Origin of the sequence: Thermosynechococcus sp. TG215 (assembly GCF_031583455.1) — a bacterium.
Lineage (GTDB): Bacteria > Cyanobacteriota > Cyanobacteriia > Thermosynechococcales > Thermosynechococcaceae > Thermosynechococcus.
Genome location: NZ_CP134178.1, coordinates 1888816 through 1903443, shown reverse-complemented (window position 1 = coordinate 1903443; position 14628 = coordinate 1888816). Strand labels below are relative to the sequence as shown.

Annotated in this window: 16 protein-coding genes; 6 read left to right on the top strand and 10 right to left on the bottom strand. The window is 54.3% G+C overall.

The window, feature by feature from the left end; all coding sequences use genetic code 11:
* Positions 1-3 precede the first annotated feature (3 nt).
* The gene (locus tag RHJ02_RS09320) at positions 4-744 is read left to right on the top strand and encodes a hypothetical protein (RefSeq protein WP_310800156.1); all 741 of its coding nucleotides are present in this window, start codon (positions 4-6) and stop codon (positions 742-744) included.
* 128 nt (positions 745-872) lie between these two features.
* Entirely contained in the window at positions 873-3401 is a 2529-nt protein-coding gene (locus tag RHJ02_RS09315; RefSeq protein ID WP_310800155.1) for a glycogen/starch/alpha-glucan phosphorylase, read from the top strand.
* Positions 3402-3477: 76 nt separating this feature from the next.
* Here the strand turns inward: RHJ02_RS09315 and RHJ02_RS09310 are convergent, their stop codons facing one another.
* Positions 3478-3840, bottom strand: a complete 363-nt coding sequence (locus tag RHJ02_RS09310) for a DUF6464 family protein (protein ID WP_149818841.1) — start codon at positions 3838-3840, stop codon at positions 3478-3480.
* Between the two features lie 112 nt (positions 3841-3952).
* Here RHJ02_RS09310 and RHJ02_RS09305 point away from each other — a divergent pair, with 112 nt between their 5' ends.
* Complete coding sequence (locus tag RHJ02_RS09305; protein ID WP_206199929.1) at positions 3953-4603, top strand: exopolysaccharide biosynthesis protein; 651 nt, start codon at positions 3953-3955, stop codon at positions 4601-4603.
* Positions 4604-4637: 34 nt separating this feature from the next.
* The gene (locus RHJ02_RS09300) at positions 4638-5264 is read left to right on the top strand and encodes a hypothetical protein (protein WP_206199928.1); all 627 of its coding nucleotides are present in this window, start codon (positions 4638-4640) and stop codon (positions 5262-5264) included.
* A gap of 11 nt (positions 5265-5275) precedes the next feature.
* On the opposite strand, the gene RHJ02_RS09295 is transcribed toward RHJ02_RS09300, so the two are convergent.
* From RHJ02_RS09295 to RHJ02_RS09280, 4 genes are all read right to left on the bottom strand, one after another.
* Positions 5276-6133: an aminotransferase class IV gene (locus RHJ02_RS09295; protein WP_206199927.1), complete on the bottom strand. Its 858-nt coding sequence runs from the start codon at positions 6131-6133 to the stop codon at positions 5276-5278.
* Positions 6134-6145: 12 nt separating this feature from the next.
* A complete protein-coding gene (locus RHJ02_RS09290; RefSeq protein ID WP_310742943.1) occupies positions 6146-6469 on the bottom strand; it encodes a DUF1825 family protein in 324 nt (107 codons plus the stop codon).
* Positions 6470-6554: 85 nt separating this feature from the next.
* A complete protein-coding gene (pdxA, locus tag RHJ02_RS09285; RefSeq protein WP_302678138.1) occupies positions 6555-7580 on the bottom strand; it encodes a 4-hydroxythreonine-4-phosphate dehydrogenase PdxA in 1026 nt (341 codons plus the stop codon).
* A gap of 1 nt (position 7581) precedes the next feature.
* Positions 7582-8574: a 30S ribosomal protein S1 gene (locus tag RHJ02_RS09280; protein ID WP_149818829.1), complete on the bottom strand. Its 993-nt coding sequence runs from the start codon at positions 8572-8574 to the stop codon at positions 7582-7584.
* A gap of 223 nt (positions 8575-8797) precedes the next feature.
* Between RHJ02_RS09280 and mscL the strand changes: the two genes are divergently transcribed.
* Together mscL and RHJ02_RS09270 are read left to right on the top strand one after the other, a co-directional pair.
* Positions 8798-9214, top strand: a complete 417-nt coding sequence (gene mscL / locus RHJ02_RS09275; protein WP_310438163.1) for a large conductance mechanosensitive channel protein MscL — start codon at positions 8798-8800, stop codon at positions 9212-9214.
* Positions 9215-9226: 12 nt separating this feature from the next.
* Positions 9227-10498, top strand: a complete 1272-nt coding sequence (locus RHJ02_RS09270) for a sugar ABC transporter substrate-binding protein (RefSeq protein ID WP_310800154.1) — start codon at positions 9227-9229, stop codon at positions 10496-10498.
* 42 nt (positions 10499-10540) lie between these two features.
* On the opposite strand, the gene RHJ02_RS09265 is transcribed toward RHJ02_RS09270, so the two are convergent.
* The 5 genes from RHJ02_RS09265 to RHJ02_RS09245 form a co-directional block, all read right to left on the bottom strand.
* Positions 10541-11740, bottom strand: a complete 1200-nt coding sequence (locus RHJ02_RS09265; protein ID WP_310800153.1) for an aspartate aminotransferase — start codon at positions 11738-11740, stop codon at positions 10541-10543.
* Positions 11741-12871, bottom strand: a complete 1131-nt coding sequence (locus RHJ02_RS09260; RefSeq protein ID WP_206201677.1) for an iron-containing alcohol dehydrogenase family protein — start codon at positions 12869-12871, stop codon at positions 11741-11743.
* A 69-nt stretch (positions 12872-12940) separates the two neighbouring features.
* Positions 12941-13051 carry a photosystem II reaction center protein PsbM gene (gene psbM, locus RHJ02_RS09255; protein WP_149818817.1) on the bottom strand — a complete coding sequence of 37 codons (111 nt, stop codon included), beginning with the start codon at positions 13049-13051 and terminating at the stop codon, positions 12941-12943.
* 25 nt (positions 13052-13076) lie between these two features.
* Complete coding sequence (locus RHJ02_RS09250; RefSeq protein WP_310438165.1) at positions 13077-14174, bottom strand: FAD-dependent oxidoreductase; 1098 nt, start codon at positions 14172-14174, stop codon at positions 13077-13079.
* Between the two features lie 23 nt (positions 14175-14197).
* Positions 14198-14551, bottom strand: coding sequence for a hypothetical protein (locus RHJ02_RS09245; protein ID WP_149818813.1), 354 nt, complete (start codon positions 14549-14551; stop codon positions 14198-14200).
* Between the last annotated feature and the right edge of the window lie 77 nt (positions 14552-14628).

Sequence of the window (14628 nt, the reverse complement as noted above, 5' to 3'; positions counted from 1 at the left end):
CCTGTGACGACAACGACTTCTCCAATTGCCACCGCTGCCCAACAAATCGTCCAGCATCCGCAGCACAACCGTCTTTTTAAGCTACTGTATGCCCTGCACCAGAATCAGTGGCCGACCCAAACACCGCCGTGGACCGTCAGCGAGGTACAACAGGCCGTGATCCAAATTCTTGAGCGGCTGAAAACCCCCACCCTTTTGGGACAGCGCCTAACGGCCATTGTCAATAGTCTCAACAAAGCACAGGCTTATCAGGTTCTCTCAGCGGCACTCCTGCAAATTTTGGTGCCCCTCTACACCCAATCCCCAACGGCCACACTGACCATCGAGGCGCCAACCTTCAGCACCGCCGATCTCTACGATTTGCGCTTGGAAGTCACTCGCTACTGTACCCCCCTGCAGATGAAGCTTCTTGTGGCTGCCCTGTTGACCACCAAACCGGTGCATGCTCAAGGCCTAGAGCGGTTTACCCTCATTGATTTACTGCAACGGCTGACTCGCCGCTATGGGGATTTAGAGATCTTGCAGACGCAGATGGCCGCTGCTTTGGCGCGCTTGCCCGATGACCCTCTCTATGCCAGTGCCGGCGATCGCCTGATCAAACTCCTAAGCACGCTCTATCAACGGTATCAACACAGCCCCGCCCCAGACATGACCCTTGGCACTACCCCACCCACCGTTGCCCCACCAGATCCCTCAGAAACCGAGGAAGAACTCACCTGCCAACTGCTCCCCCACAGTCAATGAACGCTAGGGAAGGGCTGGCCTGCTGGTAAAGAGATTCTGTACTTAGCGGGGAATCCTTGGCGATCGCGGTAGAACAGAAGGGAAGGGCTGACTACTAATCGCGTTAATTCTTTGCGAGGATTCCCACAATGACCAGTCTCATTCCGCCCGGTTGTCCCACGGTGCTGACGGAAGACGATCGCACCGGTACGAGTATTGAAACGCTGCGCCGCGCCTTTATGGATAATCTCTTCTTTATCCAAGGGCGGTTCCCCGAAGTGGCGACGAAAAATGATTACTACTTGGCCTTGGCCTACACCGTGCGCGATCGCCTGCTGTTGCGCTGGCTGAATTCTGCCAAAACCTATCGAGATCAAGAAAGCCGCACTGTTTGCTATCTTTCAGCGGAATTTTTACTGGGGCCACACCTTGGCAATAACCTAATTAACCTTGGGCTCTATGAAGCCGTTGAGGAAGCCATGCGGCAAACGGGTTTAAACCTCAAGGAACTCCTTGATCAGGAGGAAGAGCCGGGCTTGGGCAATGGTGGCTTGGGTCGCTTGGCCGCCTGCTATATGGATTCCCTCGCCACATTAGAAATCCCCGCCATTGGCTACGGCATTCGCTATGAGTACGGCATCTTTGACCAAGAGATTCGCGATGGCTGGCAAGTGGAAATTACGGATAAGTGGTTACGCTACGGCAACCCGTGGGAAATTCCGCGGCCAGAGTTGATTTTGCAGGTAAAGTTTGGCGGCCATACCTATAGCTACACCGATGATCAGGGTCGCTACCGAGTGGTTTGGCACCCCCATCAAGTGGTGCAGGGGGTAGCCTATGACACCCCAATCTTGGGCTACAAGGTGAATACCGCCAATCTTCTGCGTCTGTGGCGGGCAGAGGCGGTGGAGTCCTTTGACTTTCAAGCCTTTAACACGGGCGACTACTACGGTGCCGTCAACCAAAAAATTGCCTCAGAAAACATCACCAAGGTGCTCTATCCCAACGATGAGCAATTGCAGGGCAAAGAACTGCGGCTGATGCAGCAATATTTCTTCTGCTCCTGTGCCCTTCAGGACATGATCCGCCTCTACAAGCAATCGGGGAATAAGGATCTCAGCCGCTTCCACGAAAAGTTCACCGTGCAGTTGAATGATACCCATCCGGCGATTTCGGTGGCAGAACTGATGCGCCTGTTGGTGGATGAGCATCTCATGCCTTGGGATCAGGCGTGGGACATTACTTGCAAGACATTTGCCTACACCAACCACACCCTCTTGCCCGAGGCACTGGAAAAATGGCCGCTAGATCTCTTTGGCTCACTACTACCCCGCCACTTGCAAATCATCTACGAAATTAACCAACGCTTCCTCGATCAGGTGCGCCTGCAATATCCGGGGGATAACGATCGCCTGCGGCGGCTGTCGATTATTGATGAAAGTGGCTGTCGCTATGTGCGCATGGCACACTTGGCAGCGGTGGGGAGTCATGCCATCAACGGAGTGGCGGCGCTGCACTCAGAACTCTTGAAACAAACGGTGCTCAAGGATTTCTACGAACTGACGCCGCAGAAATTTTCCAATAAAACCAATGGCGTCACCCCTCGGCGCTGGATGGTGCTTAGTAATCCCGGATTAACTCGCCTGATTACCGAACGCATTGGCGAAGATTGGGTGAAGCACTTGGATCAACTGCGGCGATTGGAACCCTTGGCAGAGGATCGCGACTTTGCGGCTCAGTGGCGATCGGTGAAGCATGGAAATAAGGAACGCCTTGCGGAATACATTCGCGATCGCGTGGGAGTAACGGTGGATCCCCATTCCCTCTTCTCCATTTTGGTGAAGCGCATCCACGAATACAAGCGGCAGCACCTGTGTGTCCTCAATATCATCACCCTCTATCAGATGTTGAAGGACAATCCGCAACTGGAGATGGTACCCCAAACGTTTATTTTTGGCGGTAAGGCGGCGCCGGGCTACTACATGGCCAAGCTAATCATCAAGCTCATCAACTCGGTAGCCGCCGTGATTAACCGTGATCCAGCGGTGCGCGATCGCCTGAAGGTGGTCTTTTTACCCGACTACAATGTGACTCTGGGACAGCGGGTCTATCCCGCAGCGGATCTCTCACAGCAGATCTCAACGGCAGGCTACGAGGCCTCAGGCACAGGGAATATGAAATTTGCCCTCAATGGGGCGCTGACGATTGGAACCCTCGATGGTGCCAATGTGGAGATTCGTGAAGAAGTAGGAGCAGAAAACTTCTTCCTCTTTGGCAATAGGGTGGAGCAATTGCAGGAATTGTGGCGTAACGGCTACCGTCCGTGGGAGTTTGCCAATAATAACCCGATGCTGAAGCGAGTCCTTGACCTCATCGGCTCTGGTTACTTTTCCCATGGGGATACGGAACTCTTTCGCCCAATTGTGGAACACCTCTGGCAAAACGATCGCTATTGCCTCTTGGCAGACTACCAAAGCTACGTGGACTGCCATCAACAGGTGCTTCAGGTGTATCAAGATCAAGCCCAATGGGCAAAAATGTCGATTCTGAATGTGGCACGGATGGGCAAATTTTCTAGCGATCGCGCCATTCGCGAGTACTGCCAAGACATCTGGCACGTTGAACCGGTGAAAATTGTTCTACCGGAAACGTCCTATATGACGCCCGCTGTGCAGTAGACTGGCCGTCTCTGGCTCAATCTGAAATCACCCTGATGCTCCCCCTCTGCGCGAGGGGGGGTTTCGCAGCAAAACGTTAAGGTTCTCGAGGCTGGTAATCTCGACAGTCTTGGCAGGAGCCTTGAGGGTTCACAGCACACCGCAACAAGGGTGAAAGCGCATTCCAGCGGCAGGTGGGATCTCCAATCACCCACTGTCCATTGACGAGATGGCGATCGCTCGTGGTGTCACTATGCTGCACATAGAGGGCAATTTTTTCCAGTTGATAACGTCCGCCACGAAACCGGTAGCGATGACGGCGTTCTAACACGGTATAGGTTTCCCCTTCATGATCCACATGGCAACCAGGTTGGGGTGTCCAGTCGAGATAAACATGACCCAGCGATCGCCGCGGGTTAATCAGGTGCAACTCTGTCGGTAAGTCGGATGGGGTTGCCATGGCTTCAGGTTGATCGCGGCCTTAGGATCGCCTGTCAACTGTGTTGGGCATAACTAACGATCAATCTATCGTATCCTAGCAGTGGCAACATTTCCACCTCCCGTAATTTTTTATGGCAAAACTGTCCACTGACCTCGAACGTGCCTTTTTGAGTCCTGTGCCCAGCCTCAGCGATGGCGAGGTGTTAACGCAGCAACTGGTGTCCTTGGGGGATATTCTGCAGTTGGCGGGAGAGCGAACCTTCGGCTTTTTGCTGGCTGTACTTTCATTGCCCTCGGCGCTGCCTATTCCAGCCCCCGGTTACTCCACCCCCTTTGGCATTGTGCTGTTACTGTTGGGCTGGCAATTGCTCGTGGGTGCCTCAACCCCTTGGTTGCCCCTGCGGCTGCTGAAGCGCACGATGCCGCGATCCCAGATTCAAAAGATTGTGCGCACAGCTTTGCCTTGGCTGCGGCGGGTTGAATTGATCTCCCGTCCCCGCTTGCGCCCCATTTGCACGACCCGAGGCGGACGTTTGGGCTTGGGAGTTGCCGTGTCACTGATGGCAATCTCGATGATTTTGCCCGTTCCCGGCACCAACACCATTCCAGCGATGGGCATTTTTACGATTGGCTTTGGATTGTTGGATGACGATGGTTTGATTAGTCTGGCAGGGGTGGTCATCTCCTTGATTGGTTTAGCAGTCACCACATCCATTCTCATTGCCCTTGCTTGGGGGGGAAATAGCCTCCTCGATGTATTGAAGGCTTGGCTGCATCCGTAATATAGGAGGTAATCTCCTTCACGACTCAAAGCAAATGAGAACCCTATCTCCTCCCAAGTCCTGTGGCCGATGGTTGAGTGCCGTGGGGGCGATCGCGCTATTAGGGTTGCAGCCCCTCAAAACAGCCGCCAATACCTCGGCAGAAGACTTACCGCCAGCGGTTGCCGAGGCGATCGCGCTGCCGGTCAATGAAAAGCAAGTTGTGGTTAGCGAGCAACCCTCGGCAGTGGGCTTGACCGTACCGAGTCTCTGGTGGGCAGTTCAGCAGTTTGGGGATGGGGTGATTCAGCGCTGGCAGGCTTTTCCGTCCATCACAGCGCCGGGGGGTAGAGTTGAAGCCTTTGTGTCGCCGTCTGCTTGGGGACGCCTGCCCTATTTACGGCGTTTTGCCCTGATCAATCAGTTGGGGAATGCCAGTCGCAGCTTTGGTTATCAGTTGATCCTGCGCGATCGCGCAGCGCGCCCTTTGGGCGATCGCCGGCAGGTCATTTATGGTGCCTACACCTGTCAATTTGATGCCCTACCCCTTGAATACCTGCCAGAAGTCACCGATGCCGCAGGCAACCCGATTCCTTTTTTCCCACCCAGTACCGAACTCGACTGTCAAGTATGGGTGAATCCCAATATTCCCGTCATGTTCCCAACTCAAGAACTTCGCTAAAAGGACTGTATCTAGGCCAGAGTCGCCTTTTCCATCACTGTTAATAATTCCTGCCATAGCTTTTGGGTCACAGGTCCCGGACAGGCGGGAAAGATCACCTCATCCACTTGGCGAATCGGCATTAGCAGGCGCACCGATGAACTCAGAAAGCCCTCACTGGCTCTCGCCAGATCCTGTGGGGTGAGAATCACTTCCCGATGGGGCATGCCCAAGTTTGCAACGATCTGCAACAGCGTCGCTCGCGTAATTCCGTGGAGCATCCCAACAGCAGTGGGGGGTGTCTCGACCACACCCTCACGGACAATCCAGAGGTTACTGGTCGTGGCCTCGGTCATCTGCCCTTGGGCATTGAGCAACAGGGCGTCGTCAAACCCAGCTTGCTGCGCTTCCAATAGCGCCAAGATATTGTTGAGGTAATTGCCCGTTTTGGCGGCAGGATCAAGGGCAGCGGTGCTCGTGCGTTGGCGCTTGCCTATGGTCAGGCAAATTCCCTGTTCGCTCAATGTTGGTTCGGGGGCGATCGCCATCAACACAATCAATAACCTTGGTTGGGTCGTTGGTTCTGGCAGTAACCCAATCCGCTGGTCGGCGCCACGGGTCACGACAATCCGAATGTAATATTCTCCCGCTGGGGCAGCCGCTAAGGTGCGTTGCACTTCTTGGGTAATGTGCTTATCAGACCACGGCACGCTCATGTAGAGATAGGCGGCTGAGGCGCGCAACCGTGCGAGGTGCTCTGGTAGGGCAAAGGGAATCCCGCGGTAGGTACGCATCACTTCATAAACACTATCACCGTAGAGAAACCCGCGATCAAAAACAGAAATCGAGGCCTCTGGCGTAATCACCCCATCCAAATTGCAGAGCAACACTCGCCCTCTCCCCTAGGGTTGGCGTTCCACTTCGGCTTTCATGCGCTCAAGGGTTTGATGCATTTGATCAAACATGGTTTGGGCAGACATACCAAACTGGCTGAGTTGGGTCTCCAATTGTTTGATGGTCATCTGCGCCATGAAGTCATCGGACAACTCAAAGCGCTTCATAAAAATACGGTAGCGCTCCATGAGTTCTTCCATTTTTGCAATATAAATCTTCTTCCCTTCGCGGTCAAACTTGCCGTACTCGGAGCCAAGCTGCATCAACTGCTGGTAGTCCTGAAACAGGTGTTGTGCTTCCTGTTGAACAATTTCTGAATCAAAGAATCCCATATGACTCTGCCCGATACAGCAACAACCCAAATGCCAACGATTGACCGTTTGGTTTGTTATCTAGTTGCATTCTATCAAAGGCACTTTAGGCGGGGGTAAGAGGGAAAACCGATCCTTGACTCAGGGTTTGCGCCCAAGCGATCGCCGCCAGAAAACTCTGGGGGTCTGCCATCCCTGTACCCGCAATATCAAAAGCCGTACCGTGATCCGGGGACGTGCGAATAAAGGGCAAGCCAATCGTCGTATTCACCGCTTCCCGAAAAGCGAGCATCTTCACGGGAATCAACCCCTGATCATGGTAAAGCGCGAGGTAGGCATCGTAGGCAGTTGCCGGGGCAGGGCGTCCCCACCACGCATCGGCAGCTCCAATCCAGAGGGTATCGGGGGGCACAGGACCAATCAGTTCAACTTGGGGATACTGCTGCTGGGCTGCTGCGAGCCATGGAATCAGCCAAGTCACTTCCTCTTGGCCTAAGTGTCCCTGCTCACCACTGTGGGGATTCAAGCCAGCAATGGCAATGCGAGGTCGCTCCAGATGCCGCCGCTCCCTCAGAAACTGCACAAGGAGCGCGAGTTTTTCATTGAGGCGCTCGGGGGTCAGTGCTTTGGGCACCTCTTGCAAGGGGATGTGGGTCGTCGCGAGTAAAGTGGTCAGCACCCAGTTGGTTACAGGCGATCGCCCCAAGAACACCATGCCCACGTGGGCGGTTCCAGTAAAGTGAGCCAGCACTTCTGTTTGACCCGGAAAAGCATAGCCTGCCGCCTGCCAACTGGCCTTAGAAATCGGTGCCGTCACAATGCCTGCCACCTCGCCAGCGATCGTCCGCTGAATGGCTGTTTCTAAGTAGGCAAAGCTCGCCGCCCCACTCACCACACTCGGTTGCCCCGGCACAATCACCGCATCGAGGGGGTGCTCCCAAATCCGAAGCTGGGCAGGATCAATGGCCACCTGTCCCTGCTGGCAGAGGCGAGCGTACGTTTCCTCTAATACTTGGCCTGTACCAGCAATAAAAAACTGCCCTAACATTTCTGAGGGCAGGTGAGCTAGGGCTTTCAGGAGAATTTCTGGGCCAATGCCCGCTGGATCCCCAAGGGTGAGGGCAAGGGACATCCTAGGCTTCTTGAAGAATCGGCTCAGCCGTATCGTCTTCAGTGGCTTCGGGAATGTCTTCAATGACTTCCTCAGTGGTCTCTGCGGTGGCCTGCTGCTGTTGTTGCAGGAGTTGCTGACGATAGCGCTCTGCCATCTCTTCAGCCTTTTCATAGACCAACTGCGGATTTTTCACCATGTCACCGGGTTCTGGCTCCAGTTGCTTGGTGGACAGGGAAATCCGACCCCGCTCAGCATCAAGGTCAATAATCATCACCTTGACTTGGTCATTGACATTGAAAACACTGTGGGGCGTATCAATGTGATCGTGGGAAATCTCGGAAATGTGCAGCAGACCGCTAACCCCACCAATGTCAATGAAGGCACCGTAGGGCTTAATCCCACGCACGGTTCCAACCACCACTTCGCCCACTTCTAGTTTGTTCATCTTGCGTTCGACAAGGGCACGGCGGTGGCTGAGGACGAGGCGGTTGCGCTCTTCATCCACTTCTAAAAACTTCAGGGGTAGCTCTTCACCCACCAATTCTTCTTTGTTGACACGGGTGCTGATGTGGGAACCGGGGATAAAGCCGCGCAGCCCTTCAATGCGCACAAGGGCACCCCCACGGTTGGTGGCAAAGACCTGAGAACGAACGGTGGCATCTTCCGCTTGCAGTTGGCGAACGCGCTCCCAAGCCCGCATATACTCAATACGACGAATCGAGAGGGTAAGCTGCCCTTCCTCATTTTCATCCGCCAAGATAAAGAACTCACGGGTTTCGTTCGGTTGCAGGACTTCTTCCGGACTGTCAATCCGGTTGATAGACATTTCTTGGATAGGGATGTAGGCAGCGGTTTTCGCACCGATGTCAATCAGGGCACCCTTCGGTTCGATGCTAAAGACGGTGCCAGCAACAATGTCGCCGGGGTTGAAGTGGTAATCGTACCGGTCCAGTAAGGCTGCAAAATCAGCATGCGTAAAGCCCACGTCTAACGTTTTTTCCTGATTGACCATGCGAGTGTTTTCCTAGCTCCTTTAACGAAAATGGGGGTGTATAGTGAGTTATCAAGCGGGCAGAAGTGGGTGCCATACGCAATCATACCAGCGATCGCTCGAACACTTTCTGACTGGATCTACAATGTTAGCCTAGAGTTTGCCCGTTGGCTAGCGGCATCGATAAAATTTTGGTCATTGATGAAGATAAATGTTAATTTTTGTGTACTACTGAGGAGTGGGCATGGCGCGACTAAACCGCCGACAGGTCAAGCAATTTTGGCAGGAGTTCCGCGAATTTGCCTTAAAGGGGAATGTGATTGATCTAGCGATCGCTGTCGTGGTGGGGGGTGCCTTTGGCCGCATTGTTACTTCCGTTGTTGAAGACCTCATCATGCCCTTGGTCAATCCTCTGATTCCCGGGGGCGACTGGCGCGAACTGACCGTCGGCTCAGGCATTCGAATTGGCAAATTTTTGGGCAGTTTACTCGACTTTGGGGTGATTGCCCTCAGCCTATTTATTCTCCTGAAACTGATTTTGCCCTTGCTGCCCAAGAAACCGCCTGCCCCCGAACAACGGGAGTGCCCCTACTGCTTGGAGTCTGTGCCCCTCAAGGCGAGTCGCTGCCGTGCCTGTACCTCTGAACTCCCCCCCCTGTAGGAGTCCTCAGCAATGCGATCGTGGCAACGCTGGATCTCTGGGCTGTTGGTGGGGCTATGGCTGGCCATCCTCACCAGTTGTGGAACAACGCCGCCTACCCAAGGCACCCAGATTGAATTCTGGACCATGCAACTGCAACCGAAATTTACTGACTACTTCCATCGCCTGATTGCGGCATTTGAAGCCCAACATCCCGATGTCCATGTGCGCTGGGTGGATATTCCTTGGACAGCAATGCAGACCAAAATTCTCATGGCGGTGTTAGCGGGCACTGCGCCTGATGTGGTGAACCTGAACCCCGACTTTGCGGCGTTGTTGGCAGGACGCAATGCGTGGCTCAATCTCAATGACTATGTGCCGCCAGCCGTGCGCGAGCGTTATTTACCGAATATTTGGCAGGCAACGACGTTAGAGGGCAAGAGTTTTGCCGTGCCTTGGTACCTCACCTCGCGGGTAACGATTTATAACAAGGCGATTCTTGCCGCCGCTGGGGTCGATCGCCCCCCGCAAACCTTTGCCGAGCTAGCCAGTGTAGCCAAGGCAGTGAAAGAGAAAACCGGTAAATACGCCTTCTTTATCACGATGGTGCCCGAGGACTCTGCCGAACTGATGCAGGCCATGGTGCAAATGGGCGTCCAACTGGTGGATGATCAAGGCCGTGCTGCCTTTAATTCCCCTGTGGGTAAAGCCGTTTTCCAGTATTGGCTGGATCTCTATCGTCAGGGACTCTTGCCGCCACAGGTGCTGACTGAAGGCCACCGCCAAGGTATCGAACTCTATCAAGCGGGACAAACGGCGCTAGTGATGACCAGTCCGGAATTTTTGAACGCGATCGCCACCAATGCCCCCACTATTGCAGCCGTTTCAGCCCCTGCCCCCCAGTTGACCGGAGACACTGGCAAGAAAAATGTTGCTGTGATGAATTTACTGGTGCCCCGCCAGAGTCGCCATCCTGACCTAGCCGTAGAATTTGCCCTCTTTGTCACCAACAATGAAAACCAACTCGCCTTTGCCAAGGAAGCCAATGTTCTGCCTTCTACACAAGCGGCCTTAGCGGATTCCTACTTTCGCACCATTGGCGAAAATGCCACCCCTGTGGACATTGCCCGATCCGTCAGCGCTGCTCAAATGAGCCAAGCAGAGGTTCTCATTCCCCCCCTGCGGGATATTAAGGAGCTACAACGACTCCTCTACGAAAACTTGCAAGCTGTCCTCCTCGGACAAAAGACAATTGATCAGGCTCTCAAGGACGCCGAGACCGCTTGGAATAGCCGCCTAGGATGACCTTTGCGAGTGGGTGTGAAATTTCATCAGCCTTCCGGGCTTTTAACATTGACTTAAGCTATCGAAGCGAATATTGGCTTGAGCCATGCGTTTGAGGGCTTCACCTAGGCGATCGCGATCGGCAATGAGGCTAATGCGCACGTATCCTTCACCCCCTTCGCCAAAAGCATTGCCGGGGGTCACAACAACGCCTGTCTCCTGAAGCAGTTTGAGGGCAAAATCTGTCGAACTCATGCCCAGCGGTACGGGCACCCACAGGTACATGGTTGCTTGGGTTGGGGTGAGTTGCCAGCCCAGTTCATTCAAGCCTTGAATCAGAAAATCCCGCCGTTGGCGATAGCGATCGCACACAGAGGCAATGTAGCTATCGGGCAGGCTCAAGGCCACCTCTGCCGCTTTCTGTAAGACGGAAAAAACCCCATAATCTAAGTTCGTTTTCAGGGTACGCAAGCCCTGAATAATGTGGCGGTTGCCCACCACAAACCCCACCCGCCAACCGGCCATATTGTAGGTTTTTGAGAGGGTATGGAACTCAACGCCGATTTCCTTGGCACCGGGAATTTCCAGTAAGCTGGTGGGTTGATAGCCATCAAAGGCCAGTTCAGCGTAGCAAAGGTCATGCACTAGAAGGATTTGATATTCGCGGGCAAAGGCAACGATTTCTTCAAAGAAAGAGCGGGGGGCGATCGCCGCCGTAGGATTGCTGGGATAGTTGAAGTACAAAACCTTGGCTTGGCGGGCAATGTCACTGGGAATCTCACTGAGATCAATGAGCCAGCCCTTTTCCCGTTTGAGAATGAGGGGATAGATGTTGGCACCGGCGATCGCAGGTCCACGAAAATGGGCAGGATAGGCCGGGCTGGGCACGAGGACGACATCCCCCGGATTGACATAGGCAAGGGCAAGGTGCGTCAGTCCCTCTTTTGATCCCAACAGGGGGAGGGCTTCCCCATCAGGATCAAGGGAGACATTGTAGCGGCGCTGATACCAACGGGTAATGGCTTGACGGAAAACCGCTGTGCCTTCAAAGGGGGGATAACCGTGGTAGCTGGGTTCCTCAAAGGCGGCGATCGCTGCTTCAATCACCGGACGCGGGGCGGAGCCATCGGGATTGCCCATCCCCAAGTCAATTAAGTCCAGTCCCTGCTGGCGAGCTTTCAGCTTCAGTTCATCGAGACGCGCAAAGACGTAGGGCGGCAATGCCCCCAAGCGATCGGCCGGCTGAATCCACTCTAACCCCATCTAACGGGCACTCCCATCCAAGACTGTGGCACTGTAGCCGACCACGGTGGACACCATTGCTTCTAGCACCAGATCAGGCGTCACCGGAAACGGCAAATGGTGAATATCGGAGTGGGGGGCACAAGCAACCGTAGCAACATGCTGGAGCTGGGCTAAGCTGGCCTCTTGGAAACCCAAGTCCTCTAGAGTCAGGGGCAAACCCACCTGTTCATAGAACTGGCACAGCTGATGGCGAGCGCTAGCAGCTAGTTGACTGCCTTGAACTAGCTCTTCCAAGCGTAGTTGCACCAGAATACCGTAGGCCACTTTTTCTCCATGGAGGGTGCCCCTACTTTGGGGCAGTTGGGTCAGACCGTTGTGCACCGCATGGGCTGCCACCGTGCGGCATTGGGCACCCCCCAAGCCCCCAATCATCCCTGCCATGAGGACACTGGCATCGACGACATTTTCCCAAGCGGTACTGCCCACATTGGCTAGGGCCTCAGCGGATTGCTGCAAGAGAATATCGCGCAATACTCGGGCTTGCTGTACCGCCGCCACAATCAGGGTTTCTTGACGGTGACCACTACTCACCGAGGCCTCATACCACTTGGCAAGGGCATCGCCAATGCCGGCAAGCAGGGTTCGCTTCGGCGCCGTTTGAATCAGGGCATAGTCCAAGAGCAGCAGATCCGGGCAACGGTGGAGTGCCACATCATAGGCAAAGGCACCGGCCTCCGTATAGATGTTGGAGAGGGCTGTCCAAGCGGCACAGGTGGCTGCAGACGTGGGGATCGTCACTACGGGCAAGTGTAATTGATGCCCCAAAAGTTTAGCGGTATCTAGGGCTTTGCCACCGCCAATGCCAATGATGAGATCGCTGCCTTGCGCCTCTTGGCGGAGCTGGGCAAGGGTGGATTCACTGCACTCACCATGGAATGTCCCTACGCTGAAGGTGAGATCATGGGAGCGGGCGATCGCCTGACACTCCTGCTCAAGCTGCTGATACCGCTGCGGTGAAACCACTAAAAGGGGATGATGCCCCAATTGAACAATGGCTTCCCCCGCTTGGGAGAGAATTGACCAACCGCGATAGACGTGGGTAGGTGCAATACAAAGGGGTGAAAACGAAGCAGCAGTCACAGGCCGTATAAATAAGGACTATTTAGAGCATCTGCGGCAAAAATAGAGTCGTTTTCGCTCTAGCCGTAGAGATCTATCTTAGCTGCTCTTCTTCTGACTTTCCGTTTGCACGTACAAAATAATCAAGAACACTGTTGGCACCAAGACAAACATGGCTGTTGCCACCAAGCCAAAAGGATTCACTTCCATGGTATGTACCCCACAACGCTGGCTTTTATTTTATCAATGCTGTGTCCCCCTTGGGGCGATCGCCCTTGGCCAAGGTCAGCCTCAGGGATTGGGCAATTTTTTGGGCGGTGATGGGAGCCAGCAAAATACCGTTGCGGTAATGGCCAGTGGTCAGCCAAGTGTGGTCGTCTATTTTTTCGATGATGGGTGCCGGACGATCGCTCGGGCGGGGTCGCAGTCCCTGCCACTGTTGGGTCACAGGAGCCGTTTTCAGAACTGGCCAAAGTTCGATCGCCCGTCCATGCAGTTGATCAAGGGTTTGCGGATTCGCGGTGAGGGTGTTGAACTCCACGGTGGCGCCCACCCACACCCGCCCCCAAGGCAAGGGGACAAAATGAATGCCTTCAGCCGTCATCACTGGTGTATTGCCATCAATATGACAGGCAAACTCTAGGGCTTGTCCCAAAACCGGTTCCACAGTGACAGAGCGATCGAGGGCTTGCGTAAGGGGCGTTGTCCCTAGACCTGCCGCTAAGATCAGGTATTCGGTCTCGATGGCTGCTTGATTGAGCTGTAAAATCCATCCCCCTTGGGGCGATCGCTGGAGCTGCCGGACAGGGCTTTGATACAAGAACTTGACGCCCCGTTGATGAGCCGCTTGGCGCAGGGCTTGAGTCAAGGGTTTAGGGGTGACTTGGCGATCGCCCGTTGCCCAAAGTGCACCGTGAATGTGGTGGATATCCACAAGGGGACATTGATCTTGGACTTCTTTTGGCGAGAGCCACTGCACGCCTTGGGGAGCCTGTTCCTGCAACCATGCTTGGGTGGCGATCGCCTCGTCCTTAGTGGTACAGATTTCGATAATGCCTCGGCGCTGGTAGGGAATCTGAACCCCCGTTTCTGCCGCCAACTCCGGAATGAGGGTTTCATAACGTGCCAAACTGGCCTGCCGTAGTTGAAAGTTGCGTCCACGTCGCCGCCGACTGAGGTGGACAATGAGAACACCAAGAGCCGCACCGGTCGCTTGCCAATCTTCCTCCCGTTGTGCTTCAAGGACAAGAATCGGCGTTTCCGCTGGATCAAGCACACGACTCAGTTCGTAGGCGATCGCCGAACCAACCACCCCGGCGCCCACAATGGTCACTGTTGCATTTGCTGGCAGCACCGTCACAGTGTGGCAACTGTATTAACTAATTCCCAATTTTCATTTTCGGCAATGGCGCGACTCACACGGTCAAACCATTCAAAGCAGTGATTATTTTTCTTGAGGGTCAGTTCCTTATTCTTGAGCACCAGATCAAACTTGGTGACATCCTTTTGGGGCGTGGTTTTATCAATCAGGACTTCAACCGTGACCAGTTGGGACATTGAAATGGCATCGAGCGCGCTCTCCCGTGCCACGACGTAATCATCCCCCACATGGGTTACCGTCAAATCGCAGGCTTCTAGGGTTTGCACCAGCTCTTCCTTTAGCCGTGCCCGAGGGAGTGCAATAGTAACAACACGAGCATATCGAGCCATAACCGCCAAGTGGTAAACTAATAATTCGCGAACAATGGTTCTAGTGTAATCACGGAACAGACGGGGCGCTGTCACTG

What these genes read in the sequence shown, in the direction of transcription:
- RHJ02_RS09315 (WP_310800155.1), top strand. Translation starts at nt 873, where the DNA reads ATGACCAGTCTCATTCCGCCCGGTTGTCCCACGGTGCTGACGGAAGAC.
- RHJ02_RS09310 (WP_149818841.1), bottom strand. Translation starts at nt 3,840, where the DNA reads ATGGCAACCCCATCCGACTTACCGACAGAGTTGCACCTGATTAACCCG.
- RHJ02_RS09305 (WP_206199929.1), top strand. Translation starts at nt 3,953, where the DNA reads ATGGCAAAACTGTCCACTGACCTCGAACGTGCCTTTTTGAGTCCTGTG.
- RHJ02_RS09300 (WP_206199928.1), top strand. Translation starts at nt 4,638, where the DNA reads ATGAGAACCCTATCTCCTCCCAAGTCCTGTGGCCGATGGTTGAGTGCC.
- RHJ02_RS09290 (WP_310742943.1), bottom strand. Translation starts at nt 6,469, where the DNA reads ATGGGATTCTTTGATTCAGAAATTGTTCAACAGGAAGCACAACACCTG.
- pdxA (WP_302678138.1), bottom strand. Translation starts at nt 7,580, where the DNA reads ATGTCCCTTGCCCTCACCCTTGGGGATCCAGCGGGCATTGGCCCAGAA.
- RHJ02_RS09280 (WP_149818829.1), bottom strand. Translation starts at nt 8,574, where the DNA reads ATGGTCAATCAGGAAAAAACGTTAGACGTGGGCTTTACGCATGCTGAT.
- mscL (WP_310438163.1), top strand. Translation starts at nt 8,798, where the DNA reads ATGGCGCGACTAAACCGCCGACAGGTCAAGCAATTTTGGCAGGAGTTC.
- RHJ02_RS09270 (WP_310800154.1), top strand. Translation starts at nt 9,227, where the DNA reads ATGCGATCGTGGCAACGCTGGATCTCTGGGCTGTTGGTGGGGCTATGG.
- RHJ02_RS09265 (WP_310800153.1), bottom strand. Translation starts at nt 11,740, where the DNA reads ATGGGGTTAGAGTGGATTCAGCCGGCCGATCGCTTGGGGGCATTGCCG.
- psbM (WP_149818817.1), bottom strand. Translation starts at nt 13,051, where the DNA reads ATGGAAGTGAATCCTTTTGGCTTGGTGGCAACAGCCATGTTTGTCTTG.
- RHJ02_RS09245 (WP_149818813.1), bottom strand. Translation starts at nt 14,551, where the DNA reads ATGGCTCGATATGCTCGTGTTGTTACTATTGCACTCCCTCGGGCACGG.